This window comes from Rhodanobacter sp. BL-MT-08 (assembly GCF_054161255.1).
Window position 1 is genome coordinate 3,668,123 of sequence record NZ_CP167872.1, and the last position, 15,059, is coordinate 3,683,181.

Annotated in this window: 17 protein-coding genes; all 17 read left to right on the forward strand. The window is 58.1% G+C overall.

The window, feature by feature from the left end:
* The first annotated feature begins 15 nt into the window (after positions 1–15).
* A complete protein-coding gene (locus ACDK93_RS16345) occupies positions 16–951 on the forward strand; it encodes a virB8 family protein (RefSeq protein ID WP_458070025.1) in 936 nt (311 codons plus the stop codon).
* On the forward strand, positions 948–1,715 hold the full coding sequence (locus ACDK93_RS16350; protein ID WP_458070026.1) for a TrbG/VirB9 family P-type conjugative transfer protein: 768 nt from the start codon (positions 948–950) through the stop codon (positions 1,713–1,715). Before ACDK93_RS16345 ends, ACDK93_RS16350 begins: the two co-directional genes overlap by 4 nt.
* Positions 1,712–2,938, forward strand: a complete 1,227-nt coding sequence (locus tag ACDK93_RS16355; RefSeq protein WP_458070027.1) for a TrbI/VirB10 family protein — start codon at positions 1,712–1,714, stop codon at positions 2,936–2,938. Before ACDK93_RS16350 ends, ACDK93_RS16355 begins: the two co-directional genes overlap by 4 nt.
* A gap of 36 nt (positions 2,939–2,974) precedes the next feature.
* Positions 2,975–4,018 (forward strand): P-type DNA transfer ATPase VirB11, encoded by a 1,044-nt coding sequence (virB11, locus tag ACDK93_RS16360; protein WP_458070028.1) that lies wholly within the window; start codon positions 2,975–2,977, stop codon positions 4,016–4,018.
* Between the two features lie 30 nt (positions 4,019–4,048).
* The gene (locus ACDK93_RS16365; RefSeq protein ID WP_458070029.1) at positions 4,049–4,966 is read left to right on the forward strand and encodes a transglycosylase SLT domain-containing protein; all 918 of its coding nucleotides are present in this window, start codon (positions 4,049–4,051) and stop codon (positions 4,964–4,966) included.
* A 168-nt stretch (positions 4,967–5,134) separates the two neighbouring features.
* Entirely contained in the window at positions 5,135–5,578 is a 444-nt protein-coding gene (locus tag ACDK93_RS16370) for a TrbC/VirB2 family protein (protein WP_458070031.1), read from the forward strand.
* Positions 5,571–5,876, forward strand: coding sequence for a VirB3 family type IV secretion system protein (locus tag ACDK93_RS16375; protein ID WP_179477829.1), 306 nt, complete (start codon positions 5,571–5,573; stop codon positions 5,874–5,876). The genes ACDK93_RS16370 and ACDK93_RS16375 overlap by 8 nt, the downstream gene beginning before the upstream one ends.
* Before the next feature lie 72 nt (positions 5,877–5,948).
* On the forward strand, positions 5,949–8,423 hold the full coding sequence (locus ACDK93_RS16380; protein ID WP_458070032.1) for a VirB4 family type IV secretion/conjugal transfer ATPase: 2,475 nt from the start codon (positions 5,949–5,951) through the stop codon (positions 8,421–8,423).
* Positions 8,420–9,403 carry a hypothetical protein gene (locus ACDK93_RS16385; protein WP_458070033.1) on the forward strand — a complete coding sequence of 328 codons (984 nt, stop codon included), beginning with the start codon at positions 8,420–8,422 and terminating at the stop codon, positions 9,401–9,403. Before ACDK93_RS16380 ends, ACDK93_RS16385 begins: the two co-directional genes overlap by 4 nt.
* A 63-nt stretch (positions 9,404–9,466) precedes the next feature.
* Complete coding sequence (locus tag ACDK93_RS16390; RefSeq protein ID WP_458070034.1) at positions 9,467–10,687, forward strand: type IV secretion system protein; 1,221 nt, start codon at positions 9,467–9,469, stop codon at positions 10,685–10,687.
* Entirely contained in the window at positions 10,684–11,187 is a 504-nt protein-coding gene (locus ACDK93_RS16395; RefSeq protein WP_458070035.1) for a DUF4189 domain-containing protein, read from the forward strand. Before ACDK93_RS16390 ends, ACDK93_RS16395 begins: the two co-directional genes overlap by 4 nt.
* 79 nt (positions 11,188–11,266) lie before the next feature.
* Positions 11,267–11,611, forward strand: a complete 345-nt coding sequence (locus ACDK93_RS16400) for a hypothetical protein (protein WP_458070037.1) — start codon at positions 11,267–11,269, stop codon at positions 11,609–11,611.
* A gap of 37 nt (positions 11,612–11,648) precedes the next feature.
* Positions 11,649–12,734, forward strand: a complete 1,086-nt coding sequence (locus ACDK93_RS16405) for a type IV secretion system protein (protein WP_458070038.1) — start codon at positions 11,649–11,651, stop codon at positions 12,732–12,734.
* 5 nt (positions 12,735–12,739) lie between these two features.
* A complete protein-coding gene (locus ACDK93_RS16410) occupies positions 12,740–13,237 on the forward strand; it encodes a DUF4189 domain-containing protein (RefSeq protein WP_458070039.1) in 498 nt (165 codons plus the stop codon).
* 13 nt (positions 13,238–13,250) lie between these two features.
* The gene (locus tag ACDK93_RS16415) at positions 13,251–13,754 is read left to right on the forward strand and encodes a DUF4189 domain-containing protein (RefSeq protein WP_458070040.1); all 504 of its coding nucleotides are present in this window, start codon (positions 13,251–13,253) and stop codon (positions 13,752–13,754) included.
* Positions 13,755–13,836: 82 nt separating this feature from the next.
* A complete protein-coding gene (locus ACDK93_RS16420) occupies positions 13,837–14,181 on the forward strand; it encodes a hypothetical protein (RefSeq protein ID WP_458070042.1) in 345 nt (114 codons plus the stop codon).
* Positions 14,182–14,503: 322 nt separating this feature from the next.
* Positions 14,504–15,013 carry a hypothetical protein gene (locus ACDK93_RS16425; RefSeq protein ID WP_458070044.1) on the forward strand — a complete coding sequence of 170 codons (510 nt, stop codon included), beginning with the start codon at positions 14,504–14,506 and terminating at the stop codon, positions 15,011–15,013.
* Positions 15,014–15,059: the final 46 nt, after the last annotated feature.

Genomic DNA, 15,059 nt, shown 5'->3' on the forward strand with positions numbered 1-15,059 from the left:
TCTGGATACTCGCTAATGGCCGACAAGAAAACCGCCACTCGAAAAATTGACGACACGGTCAAACGATCGGTCAGTTTCGAGCTGACCATTGCCGACCTGGCCAAGCGCAGCGAACGACGTGCGTGGTGGGTTGCGTTTTCCGCCGTCGTCGTGGCGCTGATCCTTTTGGGCGGCTATTTCTACATGCTGCCGTTAAAGGAAAAGGTCCCCTACATCGTCATGGCGGATGCCTACACCGGCACCAGCACGGTGGCGCGGCTGACCCAGAGTCTTACCGACAGCCAGATTACGCCCAGCGAAGCGATCAACCGCAGCAACGTCGCCCATTTTGTGTTGGCACGTGAGTCGTACGACATTCCAATGATGAATCTGCACGACTGGCCCACCGTGTTGACCATGGCTTCGCCGGGAGTCGGTGGTGCCTACCAGAATTTGTATGCTTCCAATAACCCAGACAATCCTTTCAAAACTCTGGGAAGAGACAAGGCGATACGAGTAAAGATTCTCAGCATTGTTCTGACTAGTGGAGGGCTTGATGAGAGGCCCAAAGGCGCAACGGTGCGCTTTCAGCGCAGCCTGTATGACAAGCAATCCGGCATATCGCGCCCAATGGATAGCGAAATCGCCACGCTTACCTTTGTCTACAAAGCCAATCTGAAAATGGATGAGCAGTATCGAATCGAAAATCCGCTCGGCTTCCAGGTCACCGACTATCGCGTGGATGCCGATGCATCCGTCGCGCCGCCAGAAGCCGTGCTAGGCGCGCCGTTGGTGGCCCCTCTCGCACAACCTGGCGCTGCAACCTCGCCAGCACCGACGTCAACGTCGGCAATCCCCCCATCCAGCGTCATTTCGCAGCCGCCTATACCTGAGCATGAGGCCCCTAGCGCCGCTGCTCCGGCCGCAGCGCCTGCGACGAACAACGTCTCCAACGGAGTTAGCCACCGATGAACCGACCAAGCAAACTGGGTCTGGCTGGTGCCGTGTTTCTGATCGCGGCTGGCGTGACGCTGTCCAGTCACGCCCAGGTCGTACAGCAATACGAATACCAGACTGAACGCATTTATCCGGTGCGAACCGGATTGGGTATCACTACCCAAATAGAGCTGAGCAAGAACGAGAAGATTCTCGACTACAGCACCGGCTTCAGCAACGGCTGGGACATAACGCGTCGGGACAACCTGTTTTACCTGAAACCCAAAAACGTCGACGTCGATACGAACATGATGATCCGCACGGCGACGCATTCGTACATCTTCGAACTGAAGGTCGTCGCCACAGACTGGAAGACGCTGGAGCAAGCCAAACGCGCCGGCGTTCAATACAAAATTGTCTTCACCTACCCCGGCGACACCACATTCGCAGCCGAAGTCACGAAGGCTGCCGATGTGCCCGAGCTCGACACGTCGTTGGTGAAAGACCGCAGCTACAACTTCGACTACGACTACGCCAAAAAAAGCAGCACCGCGCCGTGGCTGGTCCCCGTCAACGTGTATGACGACGGACGATTCACCTACATCAAGATGAGCGATCTGAAACAGTTCCCCACCGGAAACTTTCCTACCGTTTACATGCGCGAGCGCGAGCACGGTGAAGATGCGGTGGTGAACACCACGATCGAAGGAAACACGATCGTGGTTCACGGCACCTATCCGTTTCTGGTCATTCGCCACGACAAAAACATTGTCGGCCTGAGAAGGAATACGAAAAAGTGAGCTCGAATACTCCCAATCAACCCGGCGATGGCTCGGACTACGGCAGCGTTCCACCTAACGAATCGCGTCCCGGCCGTGCCGATCCGCTGGCCGGCAATCCGTACTCCACGCAATACCGGCAATCAGAAGCACCCGACCTGGATGCTGGCGCACCGGAGCTAAGATCAAACGATCTTCGTCGAATGAACCGACGCGCCCTGGTTTTTCTTGGCGCGATCGTCGTTCTGTTGATTATCGTCGCATTTTGGATGTTGAAAGGCGCCTCCGGTAAGAACGAGGCACCGGCAAAACAACGGGAAGAAACCATTACCGTACCCGAAGCACCGAAGCAAACACCGCGCCCACTGCCGAGCCTGCCGCCGCAGCCGATACCGTTGGCCCCGCCGCTGCCACCTCCGCCGCCGACGGCAGCCGAGACAGAAGCCAAAGCGCAAATGCAAGCTCCACGAGGCCCGACACTGCTTGAGCGTCGAATCGGAGCAAACGACTCCGCCGGCGGCGGTTATGGTCAGCAGGCATCAGGTCAACAGGGCGCGGGCGTACCCGGCTTCCCCGGTCAACCGGGCGCGGCGCGTCCCGGCGGCTTGGGAGGCGAGCAGCCTGACGTCGCTACAAGCGCGCAGCCATTGCTGAATGCCGACACCCTGATGCTCCGCGGAACATATATTCGCTGCGTTCTCGAGACGCGGATTATCAGCGACATTCCGGGCTTCACTTCGTGCGTAGTGACCGAACCCGTTTACTCGTTCACCGGTCGCCGATTGCTGCTGCCGAAAGGTTCCAAAGTCCTAGGCAAATATGATTCCGGCCCGACAGGCGATCGTGAGGCTGTTATCTGGGATCGCGTAGTCACGCCCAACGGCATCGACGTGAATATGGCCAGCCCCGGAGTGGACAACCTTGGCGGCTCCGGCCACCCCGGTTATCTCGATTCGCACTGGGGTAGCCGCATAGGCTCCGCCCTGCTGATCAGCATGCTCAGTGACGCCTTCAAATACGAGGGAGAAAAGCATGGCCCTACCAGCACCACCATCAGCGACGGCGGTGTCGCGACGCAGTCGCCATACCAGAGCAATACGGCGCAAACGCTGCAGGATCTCTCCAACCAGGCGGTTCAAGCATCGGCCAATCGCAGACCAACGCTGACCATCAATCAGGGCACCGTCGTCAACATTTACGTCGCCAAAGACGTAGATTTCAGCGGTGTGGTTGCGCGGCTCTAGGTTTTTTCAAGAGTAATTAGACGAATCAAGACGGATATGGACGACGGCTCAGTCATTGCAGAGGTTTCCAATGAATTCCTGGATTACCAGTACGAAGTGCTGGGCATCCGCGAGTTGATGACGTCGACAGACGTCACGGAAATCTGCATCAATCGTCCGGGCGAGCTGTACCTGGAAAACAAGAGCGGTTGGCAACGTGTCGCCGTGCCTACGCTGACCTTTGAACGCGCGCGTCAGTTTTGTACGGCCGTCGTCAACGAGAGCAACACAGGTCAGCGCCTCACCGACACCGATCCTGTTGTGTCGCTTACCTTCCCTACCGGCCAGCGCGCGCAGTTCGTCATTCCACCAGCCTGCGAAGCCGGGCACATATCGATCACCATCCGCCTGCCATCCAAACATACGAAAACGCTGACCCAGTATCAGGAGGACGGATTTTTCGACCAGATTCTGGAAGTCGCCGAAGGCGTGAACCCGCATGACCGCGAGCTGCTTGAGCTGCGCGCCATGCGTCAGTACGCTGATTTTTTCAAAAAAGCGGTGCTCAATAAAAAGAACATCGTCGTATCCGGCGCTACCGGAAGCGGCAAGACCACCTTCATGAAGTCGCTTGTGCATCACATACCGGCTAACGAACGACTGGTCACCATTGAAGACGCGCGCGAGCTGTTCATCGATCAGCCAAACGTGGTGCATCTGCTCTATTCCAAGGGCGGCCAAAGCGCTGCCAACATCACGGCGAAGAGCTGCATGGAAGCCTGTCTTCGCATGAAGCCCGATCGCATCATCCTTGCCGAGCTGCGCGGTGACGAATCGTTCTACTTCATCCGAAACTGCGCGTCCGGGCACCCTGGCTCGATCACCAGCTGCCACGCGGGCAGCAGCGAACAAACCTGGGATCAGCTGGCGCTGATGGTGAAAGCCTCATCCGAAGGTGCAGGCCTGGAGTTTTCCACCATCAAACATCTTCTGATGATGACCATCGACATCATCGTGCACATCAAGGCACACGCCGGCAGTCGCTATATCACCGGTATCGACTTCAATCCCGAACGGCGCTTTGCGTCCGACAATCGGTAACGACCAGGAGATCGCGCAGTGATAACCGGAATGGAAATAGCAGCGTGCCAGCACATGGCGGTCCCGGCTGAGGTGATGCAGCACGTGGTCAATGTCGAGTCGGGTTACAACCCGTTCGCCATTGGCGTGGTGGGTGGTCAGCTGGTCAGGCAGCCGCAGAACTTGGGCGAGGCAATCGCCACTGTGCACATGCTGGATTCCAAGGGCTACAACTATTCGCTAGGCCTTGCACAGGTCAACCGCGCCAACCTCAGCAAATACGGGCTGACATCGTATGAGCAGGCGTTCGATATTTGCCCCAACTTGACGGTGGGGGCACGCATTCTTTCCGAATGCTATGCCAGTTCGGGTAACGACTGGGGAAAATCCTTCAGCTGCTACTACTCGGGTAACTTTGTCACGGGCTATCGCGACGGCTATGTGCAGAAGATCTACGATTCGATCAACGGCAGTACGACGGCCAATGCCCCCGATGGTGCCGCCGCCATTCCGCTCTTGGCGGCCAATGGTCCATCCCCATCAGCGTTGCGCGTCTCCGCCAATGGCGTGACCCCGATCGTCGCTACTGATAGTGCGAGCTATCGTCTGGCCATCCGTAGCAGCATGCTGGATACCGCGGCTACGGTTGCCACGCGCTCTATCGCCAATGCATTGTTGCCAAAATTCATACCTGACCCACAAACGTCTACGCCCTCCGCTGTCACACAGGCACCTGTAGCACCAGCAACGACCGGTCAGTCCCCCTCCCCCACTGAGGCGTTGGCATCCGCAAGCAACGATGTATTCGAGCCTCAAGTACGAAAAATCGGTGATACCCCACAGGCCGCCGCAACCAATGCGGGCGTTCCGGCGCCACAGATGGCGACCTTGCCATCTGCACCGGCAGTAGCTGCATCTGACCAAGCCGATCTTCGCGAAGTGAGTAGCGACAGTGCATTCGTATTTTGAAATTTTAACGTCACTGGCTCCGAGCCCCGGCGAAACCGATCCATTGGTCTTACGGCCTCACGGCCAATCCACCGTCCCGACCTGCCTCGGGACGATCTGCGGTAAACCTCGGTCGCACATACGCAACCGATTTTGAACTTGAAACCCACTGATAGAAGGAAACTTGACATGACATCGCCCCAGCATCCCATTCACTCCATCAAAACAACGCGCCTTCTCGGACTGTTTTTTGGCATCGCCGTTATCGCTTCACTAACCATGCCGGGTATGGCATTCGCGTTCCAGGCCGATGGTGGACTGGGTGATACCGCCTGCGGCTTCCTCTCGAATATCACCGGGGTGCTCAACGCCGTGTCCATTGTCGTTGTCACCATTGCCGTTATTTTTTCCGGCTATCAGATCGCCTTTGCGCACAAACGCATTTCCGAAGTCGCCCCGGTAATGATCGGCGGCATCCTCATTGGCGCAGCCAGCCAAATTGCCAAGCTGTTTCTTGCCAACAGCTCGAAGGTCGGTGGCATCACCACCTGTACCCCAAGCGGCGGCGCAATCATGACTCACATAATGGATCACTACGCCGTTGTAATGCACTTCCTGCACCACTATGCATAAAAACCCGCTTTTTCGCGGCTGCACCCGCCCGGCCATGTTCCTGGGTGTCCCCTACATCCCGTTTTTCATGGGGGCGGGCAGTTGCTTGCTGATGTCTATGTATTTCAATCTGCTTTTTCTGTTGCTGATACCGCCGGTCATCTTCGTCATGCGTCAGATGGCGAGACGGGACGAAATGATCTTTCGTCTGCTCGGCCTCCGTATTCAGTTTCGGACACGCGTGCGGAACCTTCAACAAAACGACGGCATGTGGATGTTCACGCCAAACATCTACCGTGAAAAACAGACGCGAAAATAGGACGTTTTATTCAACGGTGTGTTTGGCAGCCTTTCCAAGGACACCCTGTTTTATCCACTCGGTACTCGAATCATGTTTAGCCCAGACGCTTCCATCAGCGAGTTCATTCCGCTGTCCACTCACGTCTCGCCCACGGTGATCAAGACGACGGGTGGGGACTTCCTGTTGGTCTGGCGCCTGGAAGGCCTGCCGTTCGTGGGGCGTGAGGAGTGGGATCTCGAATACCGCCACAACGCCTTCAACCGCATGCTGCAGACGCTGCGCGCGCCCGATTTCGTGAACGTGGCTTTCTGGGTGCACGACGTACGTCGCCGACGCCGCGTCACCGATCGCAGCAAGTTCGCCCATGCGTTCAACCAAGACCTTTCCGACGCCTACTTCGGAACGCTATCGGCGCAAAAGCTGATGCAGAACGAGCTGTATCTGACGATGATTTATCGTCCCGTCGTCAACGGGAAACGCTTTGTCGAAAAATCGGCGGACGTCACGCGACTCGAAACCGAACAGACTCAAGCCATCAATACGCTGCTTGAACTGGCCGGCAACGTCGAAGCAGTGCTGAAGGACTATGCACCCTATCGCCTGGGCATGTACGAAGCGAGCAATCGCGTGGTCTTCTCCGAGACACTCGAGTTTTTCGGTTATCTCCTCAATCGCATCGAGGAGCCGGTACCGGTGCTGAAGGCGCCGATCTACAACTACCTGCCGATCAGCAAACAGCGCTTTTCCGCAAAAACCGGAGATTTCGTCGTCACTACGCCGGATGGCTTGAACCACTTCGGCGCCATTCTCAATATCAAGGAATTCACGGATGGCACTTACCCGGGCATCCTCAATGGCCTGAAATATCTCGACTTCGAATACGTCGTCACCCATTCGTTCAGCCCGATGGGACGACAGGATGCGCTGAAGGCGCTGGATCGAACCAAGGGCGCGATGATTTCTTCGGGCGATAAAGCCGTTAGTCAGATCATCGAACTGGACCAGGCCATGGATCAGATCGCCTCCGGTAATTTCGTGCTGGGCGAATACCATTTCAGCATGACGATTTACGCACCGAATCAGGAGCTTCTATCGCAACAGATCGCCACGACGCGCGCAGAACTCTCCAACGCCGGCTTCGTTTCGGTAAAAGAGGATCTGGCAGTAACAGCAGCTTACTATTCGCAGTTTCCTGGCAACTGGAAATTCCGTACGCGGCTTGCCAACGTCAGTTCGCTGAATTTCCTGGGCCTCTCGCCGCTGCATAATTTCGCTACCGGCAAGAAAGAAAACAATCCTTGGGGCGATTGCGTCACTACGCTGCAGACGACCAACGGGCAGGCTTACCACTTCAACTTCCACGCCACGCATCCGGCCGAAAATTCTCTTGGTGAAAAAGCCATTGCCAACACCATGGTCATCGGCAAGTCAGGCACGGGCAAAACCGCGCTGATCAACTTTCTGCTCAGCCAGGTACAGAAGCTCAAGCCCTCTCCCACCATTTTCTTTTTTGACAAGGACCGCGGCGCCGAAATTTTTGTGCGCGCCTGTGGCGGCAACTATCTGGCGCTGGAGAACGGCAAACCCACCGGCTTCAATCCGTTCCAGTGCGAAAACAACGAGTCCAACACCCAGTTTCTCGCCGACCTCATCAAGGTGTTGGCCGGAAAAACGGTCTACAGCTCGCGCGAGGAGGAAGACATCTACCGCGGCGTGGCCAACATGCTCGATACGCCAATGCGCCTGCGTAGTATGACCAACTTCCAGAAGAGCCTGCCCAACATGGGCGACGACGGCCTGTTCGCGCGAATGCGCCGGTGGACGGCGGGCAACTCGCTGGGCTGGGTGTTTGACAATCCTCTGGACACCATCGACCTGCAGAAAGCCAACATCATCGGCTTCGACTACACCGACATCATCGACAACCCCGAAGTGCGCGTGCCGGTCATCAACTATCTGCTGCACCGGCTGGAGGCGCTGATCGACGGCCGTCCGCTCATCTACGTGATGGACGAGTTCTGGAAAATTCTCGATGGCGAGGGCGGCCTGAAAGAGTTTGCCAAGAACAAGCAGAAAACCATCCGTAAGCAAAACGGTCTCGGCATCTTCGCCACCCAGAGCCCGGAGGACGCGCTGGCCAGCGATATTGCCGCATCGCTGATCGAGCAGACCGCCACCATGATCCTGCTGCCCAATCCCAACGCCAGCAAGGAGGACTATATCAATGGCCTCAAGCTGACCGAGGCCGAATACCAGGTCGTGGTGAGCCTTGACGAGCGGTCACGCTGCTTTCTGGTAAAACAGGGCCACGCCAGTTCGGTCTGCCAGCTCAACCTGCGCGGCATGGACGATGTGCTCTCGGTCATCTCGGCATCCACTGACAACATCGAAATCATGCACGACATCATGCAACAGGTCAGTGCAGCCAAGGATATTCCCGTGGACGATCTGCAGCCCGAACACTGGCTCAAGATTTTTTACGAAAACCGCAAGGGCAGCGGCAAAGCCAAATCGGCGCAGCCGTTACGTACGCGGCCATCCACGCCAACAGCCATGCAGCCATGAAGATCGTCATCCATTTCATCTCACCCGGCACAACTCAAGGAAAGGAGAAAAACATGAAAACCACCTCTCTCCTGCGCGCGATCCCCTGCGGCGGCGCACGCCGCGCACGGTGCGTACTTTTGCTGGCCTCGCTGTGGCTGACCGCACCGCTCGCCCTGCATGCGCAAAGTATGGACGACACCGATGGCTGGCACGTCACGGACAAAAGCACCCATGACAAGCTCGATGCGCTTTACAACAAGAACAAGGACGGTGTGCAGGATATCGACACGCACACCCGCAACATCGACTCCAACTTCAAGATTGGCAGCTACGTTTCGCCCGGCGATCGACTGGCCGACCCAACATCAACCACCGCCGCTCCGGCAGGCGCATCGTCCTCGCAAAGCCCCTTTGCAACCGCCACGATGGAGGACGGTATGGACCAGTGCGCCAACGTCGCCAAGGGGCAGCAGGACACCTGCAAGGAAATCGTGCATACCCAGAACGCCCAGTACATGTACATGACAACCGCCTATGCCAACACGGCCACGCGCAACACGGCTCTGCAGGCGCTGCTCAAAGAGAGGCAGAACATCAAAAGCAGCAGCTGCAGCAGCAGCGGAAGCAGCAGTAGCGGCAGCACTGGCAGCGGCGGAGACACCAGCACCTGCATCGGCCTGCTGGAGGACAACACCAACAAGCTCATGGCCTTGTACAGCTTGATGACGCTGGACCGCCAGCAGATGGAATCGGCCAATCACGCCTATGAGGCCCGCTTGCGCTACCTGCTTAACTATCAGGCCCGACTTGCCAATGCGGCCGCAACCGGCGGGCCGACGCCCAGCAGTGGAGGCAGCAGCGGTTCGGGGCTCCCCGGCTCTATTGATATAGGCAACCTCATCTCCACAGCAGTTGCCGGCGGCGTCATGGCTGGCGCGCTCACCACGTCTTCCGTCAACGGTCCTACGCTGGGTATCGAAAAGAGCAATGGATTTTGATCGATTCCTCCGCCCACATTTCGCCTTCGTCCGTGCGGCGAAGCCAACCGGCAACGGTGACCTATGAGTAGCATCCTGGCCCACCTGGCCTCCAATTTCGGATCATCGGCGGCCTTTGCAGGTTTGTCAGACCCCGTAGGTGACGCGACAAATTTTGTCTTTTTCTCGCTGATCGACACGTACATCAGCAACAAGATCGAACAGTTCCAGTGGGATCTGCTCGGCCGCACCGCGACCTGGGTCGGCGGCATTGCGCTGGTGATGTGCACATTCTGGATCATCGTGCAGGGCTTTCGGGTCATCACCGGCCAATCGCGCACACCAATGATGGCCCTGGTCGGCGACTCGCTGAAGGCCGTGCTGATCATCGGCGTGGCCACGGCGGCCGCGGCCAGTTCGTCGTCGCTGTACTGGTCACTGACGGACGGCATCTCCGGGGAGATCTCCCAGGTTGTCGCCGGCACCTCCTCGCCGATGCAGTCCATCGACAGCAACCTGGCCGCCATGCAGGCGTCCATGATCATGATCGATACGCTCGACGCCGGCCGCGACGCCACCATCGAGAGCACCAAGACTCAGGACAAATGGTTTACCGGCGTCGGCGTAGCGGGGCCCGGCGTGATTGCCGGCTCCATGCTGCTGCTCAACAAGGTCGCGCTGGCGCTGTTTATCGGCTTTGGCCCGCTGTTTATTCTGGCGCTGCTGTTTCCACAGACCAAACAGCTTTTCAGCAAGTGGCTCTTCTATGGCATCGGCACGGTGTTTTCGCTGGCGGTGCTGAGCGTGATGATTGGCATTGCAACCAACATGGTCTACCTCGTCACCGCCGCCTTCGCCGCCAAGTACGCCACCCTGCAGGCGCTGCAGGCGGCCGGCATCACCGATGCCTCCGCGTCCGAAGGCATAAACTCCATGGCCATGCAGCAGGGCGGCCTGGGCTTGATTCTGTCCGCCCTGATCATCTCCACACCACCGATGGCCGCCGCCTTCTTCCAGGGCGTGCTCGGCCAGTTCCAGTCGTTCTCCTCCTTCGGCAATATCGGCGCTGGCGGCGCCATGGCCGCCGCGGCCCAGCAGCAGCGCATGATGGGTAATCCGGCGGCGGCGTTGCCGCCGCCACCAACTCCCCAGCAGTTAGGACCAGGTAACGCATACAGCCAGACGAATCCGAACCCCTTCACGACTCAGATGGCGCAGGCCAATCGTCCGAATGCTTCTACGAATGCGGAACAGATCCCACAAAGGCAATCGCCAGCATCACCATCGGGAGGGCAAAATTCATGAAACTTTTTGCCGCATGTGCACTATTGGGTTCTCTATATGCACCGCTGGCTTGGTCACAATGCTCGGGAGTCAGTGCCGGAGGTTCATGTGTACCACCGCCATGCACCCCAGGATCGCCACTACCTTGTAACCAACCGCAACAAGAGCAACAGCAGATTGCTCCGCAACCTCAAGCGCTATGGGCAGACCGTTGGGGGGCCATTGTCATAGACAGTCAAACGGGCCGCGGCAAAGGAACTGTGACCGGATATGCCAGTAAAGACGCCGCCATTAATGCAGCGATGAGCGAATGCACCGCACAAGGCGCGCCCCACTGCAAATTAGATCTTTTGTTTCATAACCAATGTGCAGCTGTTGCTTGGGGCGCAACTTTTAATATTTCCGTGGGCGACCCTAGTCAACAAGGGGCAGAGGCGGCTGCTTTGGAGCAATGCAATAAGGCAACAACCAACTGCCAGATCGTCTACAGCAAATGCAGTTACGCCGAAAGAATCCGTTAACTGTTAATTCCCACCACCGATATCGCGACTGAAGCCATCCAAGCCACGCCAACACCACACTCACCAGGAAAGAGCCTGCATGAAACACTGGATCGTCATGATGGCGCTGATGCTCGCCCTGCCCGCATCCGCACAGGTCGGCATCGGTGGGCTCACCTATCGTCAGGGCGATCCGTTTCTGTTCTGCACCCAGGGACAGTTCGTGCCCGCCGAATCGCTCAAGGGGTGCTGGTGGCCGCTCGACCCTGCCAGCGGCACGTTCACCGTGAACCCCTCATGCGACCCGCCCAATACCTATGGCCGGCCGTGGTCGTCCGACGACTATGCGTCACTGGCCCAGTACCAGTCGATCTGTCCCCAGGCCATAAAGAGCGGTTCGTGGAAAGGTGCCGGCGATGGGTCGGCGGTGCCTTTCAGTCATTGATGATGGGCGACTAGTAGGCCATGAAGGAGCATCAGGGATGAGCCGCTTTTCAGGTTTTTATTCGGCCGGCGTCTCAGCCGGAAATACCTCTATTGATCGAGTACCGGCTTTCATCACGCTTGATGGCGTGGACCTCATCCCGTCGCCTGTCCTCTTTCATGTGGGCGTTCGACGAGAACACTACGTGCTGATGACCTCTCTCGTCGGCGACTCGCTGAAGGCCGTGCTGATCATCGGCGTGGCCACGGCGGCCGCGGCCAGTTCGTCGTCGCTGTACTGGTCACTGACGGACGGCATCTCCGGGGAGATCTCCCAGGTTGTCGCCGGCACCTCCTCGCCGATGCAGTCCATCGACAGCAACCTGGCCGCCATGCAGGCGTCCATGATCATGATCGATACGCTCGACGCCGGCCGCGACGCCACCATCGAGAGCACCAAGACTCAGGACAAATGGTTTACCGGCGTCGGCGTAGCGGGGCCCGGCGTGATTGCCGGCTCCATGCTGCTGCTCAACAAGGTCGCGCTGGCGCTGTTTATCGGCTTTGGCCCGCTGTTTATTCTGGCGCTGCTGTTTCCACAGACCAAACAGCTTTTCAGCAAGTGGCTGTTCTATGGCATCGGCACGGTGTTTTCACTGGCGGTGCTGAGCGTGATGATTGGCATTGCGACCAACATGGTCTACCTCGTCACCGCCGCCTTCGCCGCCAAGTACGCCACCCTGCAGGCGCTGCAGGCGGCCGGCATCACCGATGCCTCCGCGTCCGAAGGCATCAACTCCATGGCCATGCAGCAGGGCGGCCTGGGGTTGATTTTGTCGGCGCTTATCGTCTCCGCTCCGCCCATGGCCGCCGCCTTCTTCCAGGGCATGCTCGGCCAGTTCCAGTCGTTCTCCTCCTTCGGCAATATCGGCGCCGGCGGCGCCATGGCCGCCGCGGCCCAGCAGCAGCGCATGATGGGTAATCCGGCGGCGGCGTTGCCGGCACCTAATCAGGCACAACCAGGTCAATCCGACGTAGGTGCAGTCAATATGTCGGCAACTCGCACGCCATCATTCTCTAGCGCCAACACGCCGAACGAGCCAATCCCGCAAAGACAGACACCTTCATCGCCATTGGGAGGCTAATAATCATGAAATCACTCGCTACATTGGCAGTGATTGGCTGCCTATATGCGCCACTGGCTTGGTCGCAGTGTTCCGGGGTTAACGCAGGAGGCGGATGTGTCCCGCCACCTTGTACGCCAGGATCGCCATTGCCATGTAACCAGCAGCAACAAGCGCCACAGCAAGCTGCTCCGCAGCAACCACAGGCCGTCTGGGCAGATCGCTGGGGAGCGATCGTTTTAGGCGTAGAGACAGTGAACGTGAGCACTGCGACAGGACGAGCCAGTCGATCAGAAGCCGTGGAAGCTAGCATGGCCGATTGTGCTGCTCATGGGGCAAAGCATTGCAAGCTTGAACTTGCTTATTACAACCAATGCGCTGCGATGGCTTGGGGCTCTAAAAATATAGGTACCGCCGGAGCGCCTACTGAATCACTCGCTCAATCAAACGCCATGAAATATTGCGGGGAAGCTAGCTGCAAGATTGTCTACACCGCCTGCAGCATGGCCGAACGCGTTCAGTAACTAATCGAGACGTATGAAATTCCTTTCCACACTAGCCATGATGGGATGTCTGTATGTGCCGCTCGCGTGGTCGCAGTGCTCTGGAGTGAACGGCGGTGGCGGATGTGTGCCACCACCATGCACACCAGGATCGCCGCTGCCTTGCAATCAGGCGCAACCACAAGAGCAGCAGATGGCTCCACAGCCTCAAGCGGTATGGGCCGATCGTTGGGGAGCAATCGTCATAGACAGCCAAACCGGCAGGGGCAAAGGCACTGTGACCGGATATGCCAGTAAAGACGCTGCGATTAATGCCGCGATGAGTGAATGCGTCTCGCAAGGCGCGCCGGCCTGCAAATTGGTTCTTTCTTACTATAACCAATGCGCAGCGGTTGCTTGGGGATCTACTCATCACTTTACGGCGGGAGACGCGAATCAATCCGAAGCAGAATCGGACGCCTTGCAGCATTGCAATGAAAAAACAACCAACTGCAAGATCGTCTACAGCGCGTGCAGCATGGCCCAACGGATTCGTTAATCACTAACTGCACGCAGCGACGCCCATTTCGAACACAGCCATCAAAGCACGCCAACACAACACTCACCAGGAAGGAGCCCGCATGAAACACTGGATTGTCATGATGGCGCTGATGCTCGCCCTGCCCGTATCCGCACAGGTCGGCATCGGTGGGCTCACGTATCGCCAGGGTGATCCGTTTCTGTTCTGCACCCAGGGACAGTTCGTGCCCGCCGAATGGCTCAAGGGATGCTGGTGGCCGCTCGACCCTGCCAGCGGCACGTTCACCATGAACCCCTCGTGCGACCCGCCCGATACCTATGGCCGGCCGTGGTCGTCCGACGACTACGCGTCACTGGCCCAGTACCAGTCGATCTGTCCCCAGGCCATCAAGAGCGGTTCGTGGAAAGGCGCCGGCGATGGTTCGGCGGTACCGTTTAACCACTGAGGGTTGACTCGTTATAAAGCGTGTGACGATTTAAGCGCAACGCCGTAGCGGCCACTGACATCGCTGCCCCTGCATGCAGCCTCCCCCAACGAATTCTCTGGTCCTTATGAAAACAATCTACTGCTGCATTCTTGCATCAAGCCTGCTCCTTTCAGCCTGCGGGAATGATCACGGTGCTGGCCAATCATCGCCTGTGCTTTCGGCGACGGCGCAGCACGCGTTCTCCGCCACCGTAGCCACTGCGCCCACCGCGCCCACCCCGGCTGCGGCCTCCAGCGCAGGGGTCATGCCCAGCCCATCCACTCCACATCAAGGAAGCACGATGGATGATTTCAAAAGTTTCGCCACCGGCGGCGCCAAGCTGCTGGACTCCAAGACAGGCGATCTCAACGGGGATGGCAAGCCGGAGGCGCTGCTGGTCATTGACCCACCCGTCACTGGCAACGAGAAGCTGGGCGAAGGCCCGCCACGCGTGGTGCTGCTACTGGCGCGCGATAACGCCGACCAATGGCAGAAAGTCGCACAGAACGACAAGATCGTGCCGTGCGCGCAATGCGGCGGCATCGCCGGCGACCCGTATAGCTACGCGCAGATTGCCGACAATCGTTTCACCATCGTGACCGAAGGCGGCTCGAGCCAGCACTGGTCCAACGAATATACCTTCGCCTATTCGGCCGAAAAAAAGGACTGGCTGCTGCATGAGGTCAAGCGCGAGGTCACCGATCAGAACAGCGGCAAACAAAAACAACTCGACCTGACGTCGAAGGATTTCGGCGAGGTGACGTTTAAGGACTTTGATCCCTCGACGCTGCCGCAGGTTGAACTGCCTTGAGTGAGTTCCCGCCATGGCTGGCGGGGATGCGGCAGACAGGGAGCCG

Bases quoted from the DNA above. Each gene is read 5' to 3' on its own strand.
- virB11 (WP_458070028.1), top strand. From the start codon at position 2,975: ATGGACGACGGCTCAGTCATTGCAGAGGTTTCCAATGAATTCCTGGAT.
- ACDK93_RS16390 (WP_458070034.1), top strand. From the start codon at position 9,467: ATGAGTAGCATCCTGGCCCACCTGGCCTCCAATTTCGGATCATCGGCG.
- ACDK93_RS16420 (WP_458070042.1), top strand. From the start codon at position 13,837: ATGAAACACTGGATTGTCATGATGGCGCTGATGCTCGCCCTGCCCGTA.
- ACDK93_RS16365 (WP_458070029.1), top strand. From the start codon at position 4,049: ATGGAAATAGCAGCGTGCCAGCACATGGCGGTCCCGGCTGAGGTGATG.
- ACDK93_RS16410 (WP_458070039.1), top strand. From the start codon at position 12,740: ATGAAATCACTCGCTACATTGGCAGTGATTGGCTGCCTATATGCGCCA.
- ACDK93_RS16380 (WP_458070032.1), top strand. From the start codon at position 5,949: ATGTTTAGCCCAGACGCTTCCATCAGCGAGTTCATTCCGCTGTCCACT.
- ACDK93_RS16370 (WP_458070031.1), top strand. From the start codon at position 5,135: ATGACATCGCCCCAGCATCCCATTCACTCCATCAAAACAACGCGCCTT.
- ACDK93_RS16400 (WP_458070037.1), top strand. From the start codon at position 11,267: ATGAAACACTGGATCGTCATGATGGCGCTGATGCTCGCCCTGCCCGCA.
- ACDK93_RS16405 (WP_458070038.1), top strand. From the start codon at position 11,649: ATGAGCCGCTTTTCAGGTTTTTATTCGGCCGGCGTCTCAGCCGGAAAT.
- ACDK93_RS16395 (WP_458070035.1), top strand. From the start codon at position 10,684: ATGAAACTTTTTGCCGCATGTGCACTATTGGGTTCTCTATATGCACCG.
- ACDK93_RS16375 (WP_179477829.1), top strand. From the start codon at position 5,571: ATGCATAAAAACCCGCTTTTTCGCGGCTGCACCCGCCCGGCCATGTTC.
- ACDK93_RS16415 (WP_458070040.1), top strand. From the start codon at position 13,251: ATGAAATTCCTTTCCACACTAGCCATGATGGGATGTCTGTATGTGCCG.
- ACDK93_RS16385 (WP_458070033.1), top strand. From the start codon at position 8,420: ATGAAGATCGTCATCCATTTCATCTCACCCGGCACAACTCAAGGAAAG.
- ACDK93_RS16425 (WP_458070044.1), top strand. From the start codon at position 14,504: ATGGATGATTTCAAAAGTTTCGCCACCGGCGGCGCCAAGCTGCTGGAC.
- ACDK93_RS16350 (WP_458070026.1), top strand. From the start codon at position 948: ATGAACCGACCAAGCAAACTGGGTCTGGCTGGTGCCGTGTTTCTGATC.
- ACDK93_RS16345 (WP_458070025.1), top strand. From the start codon at position 16: ATGGCCGACAAGAAAACCGCCACTCGAAAAATTGACGACACGGTCAAA.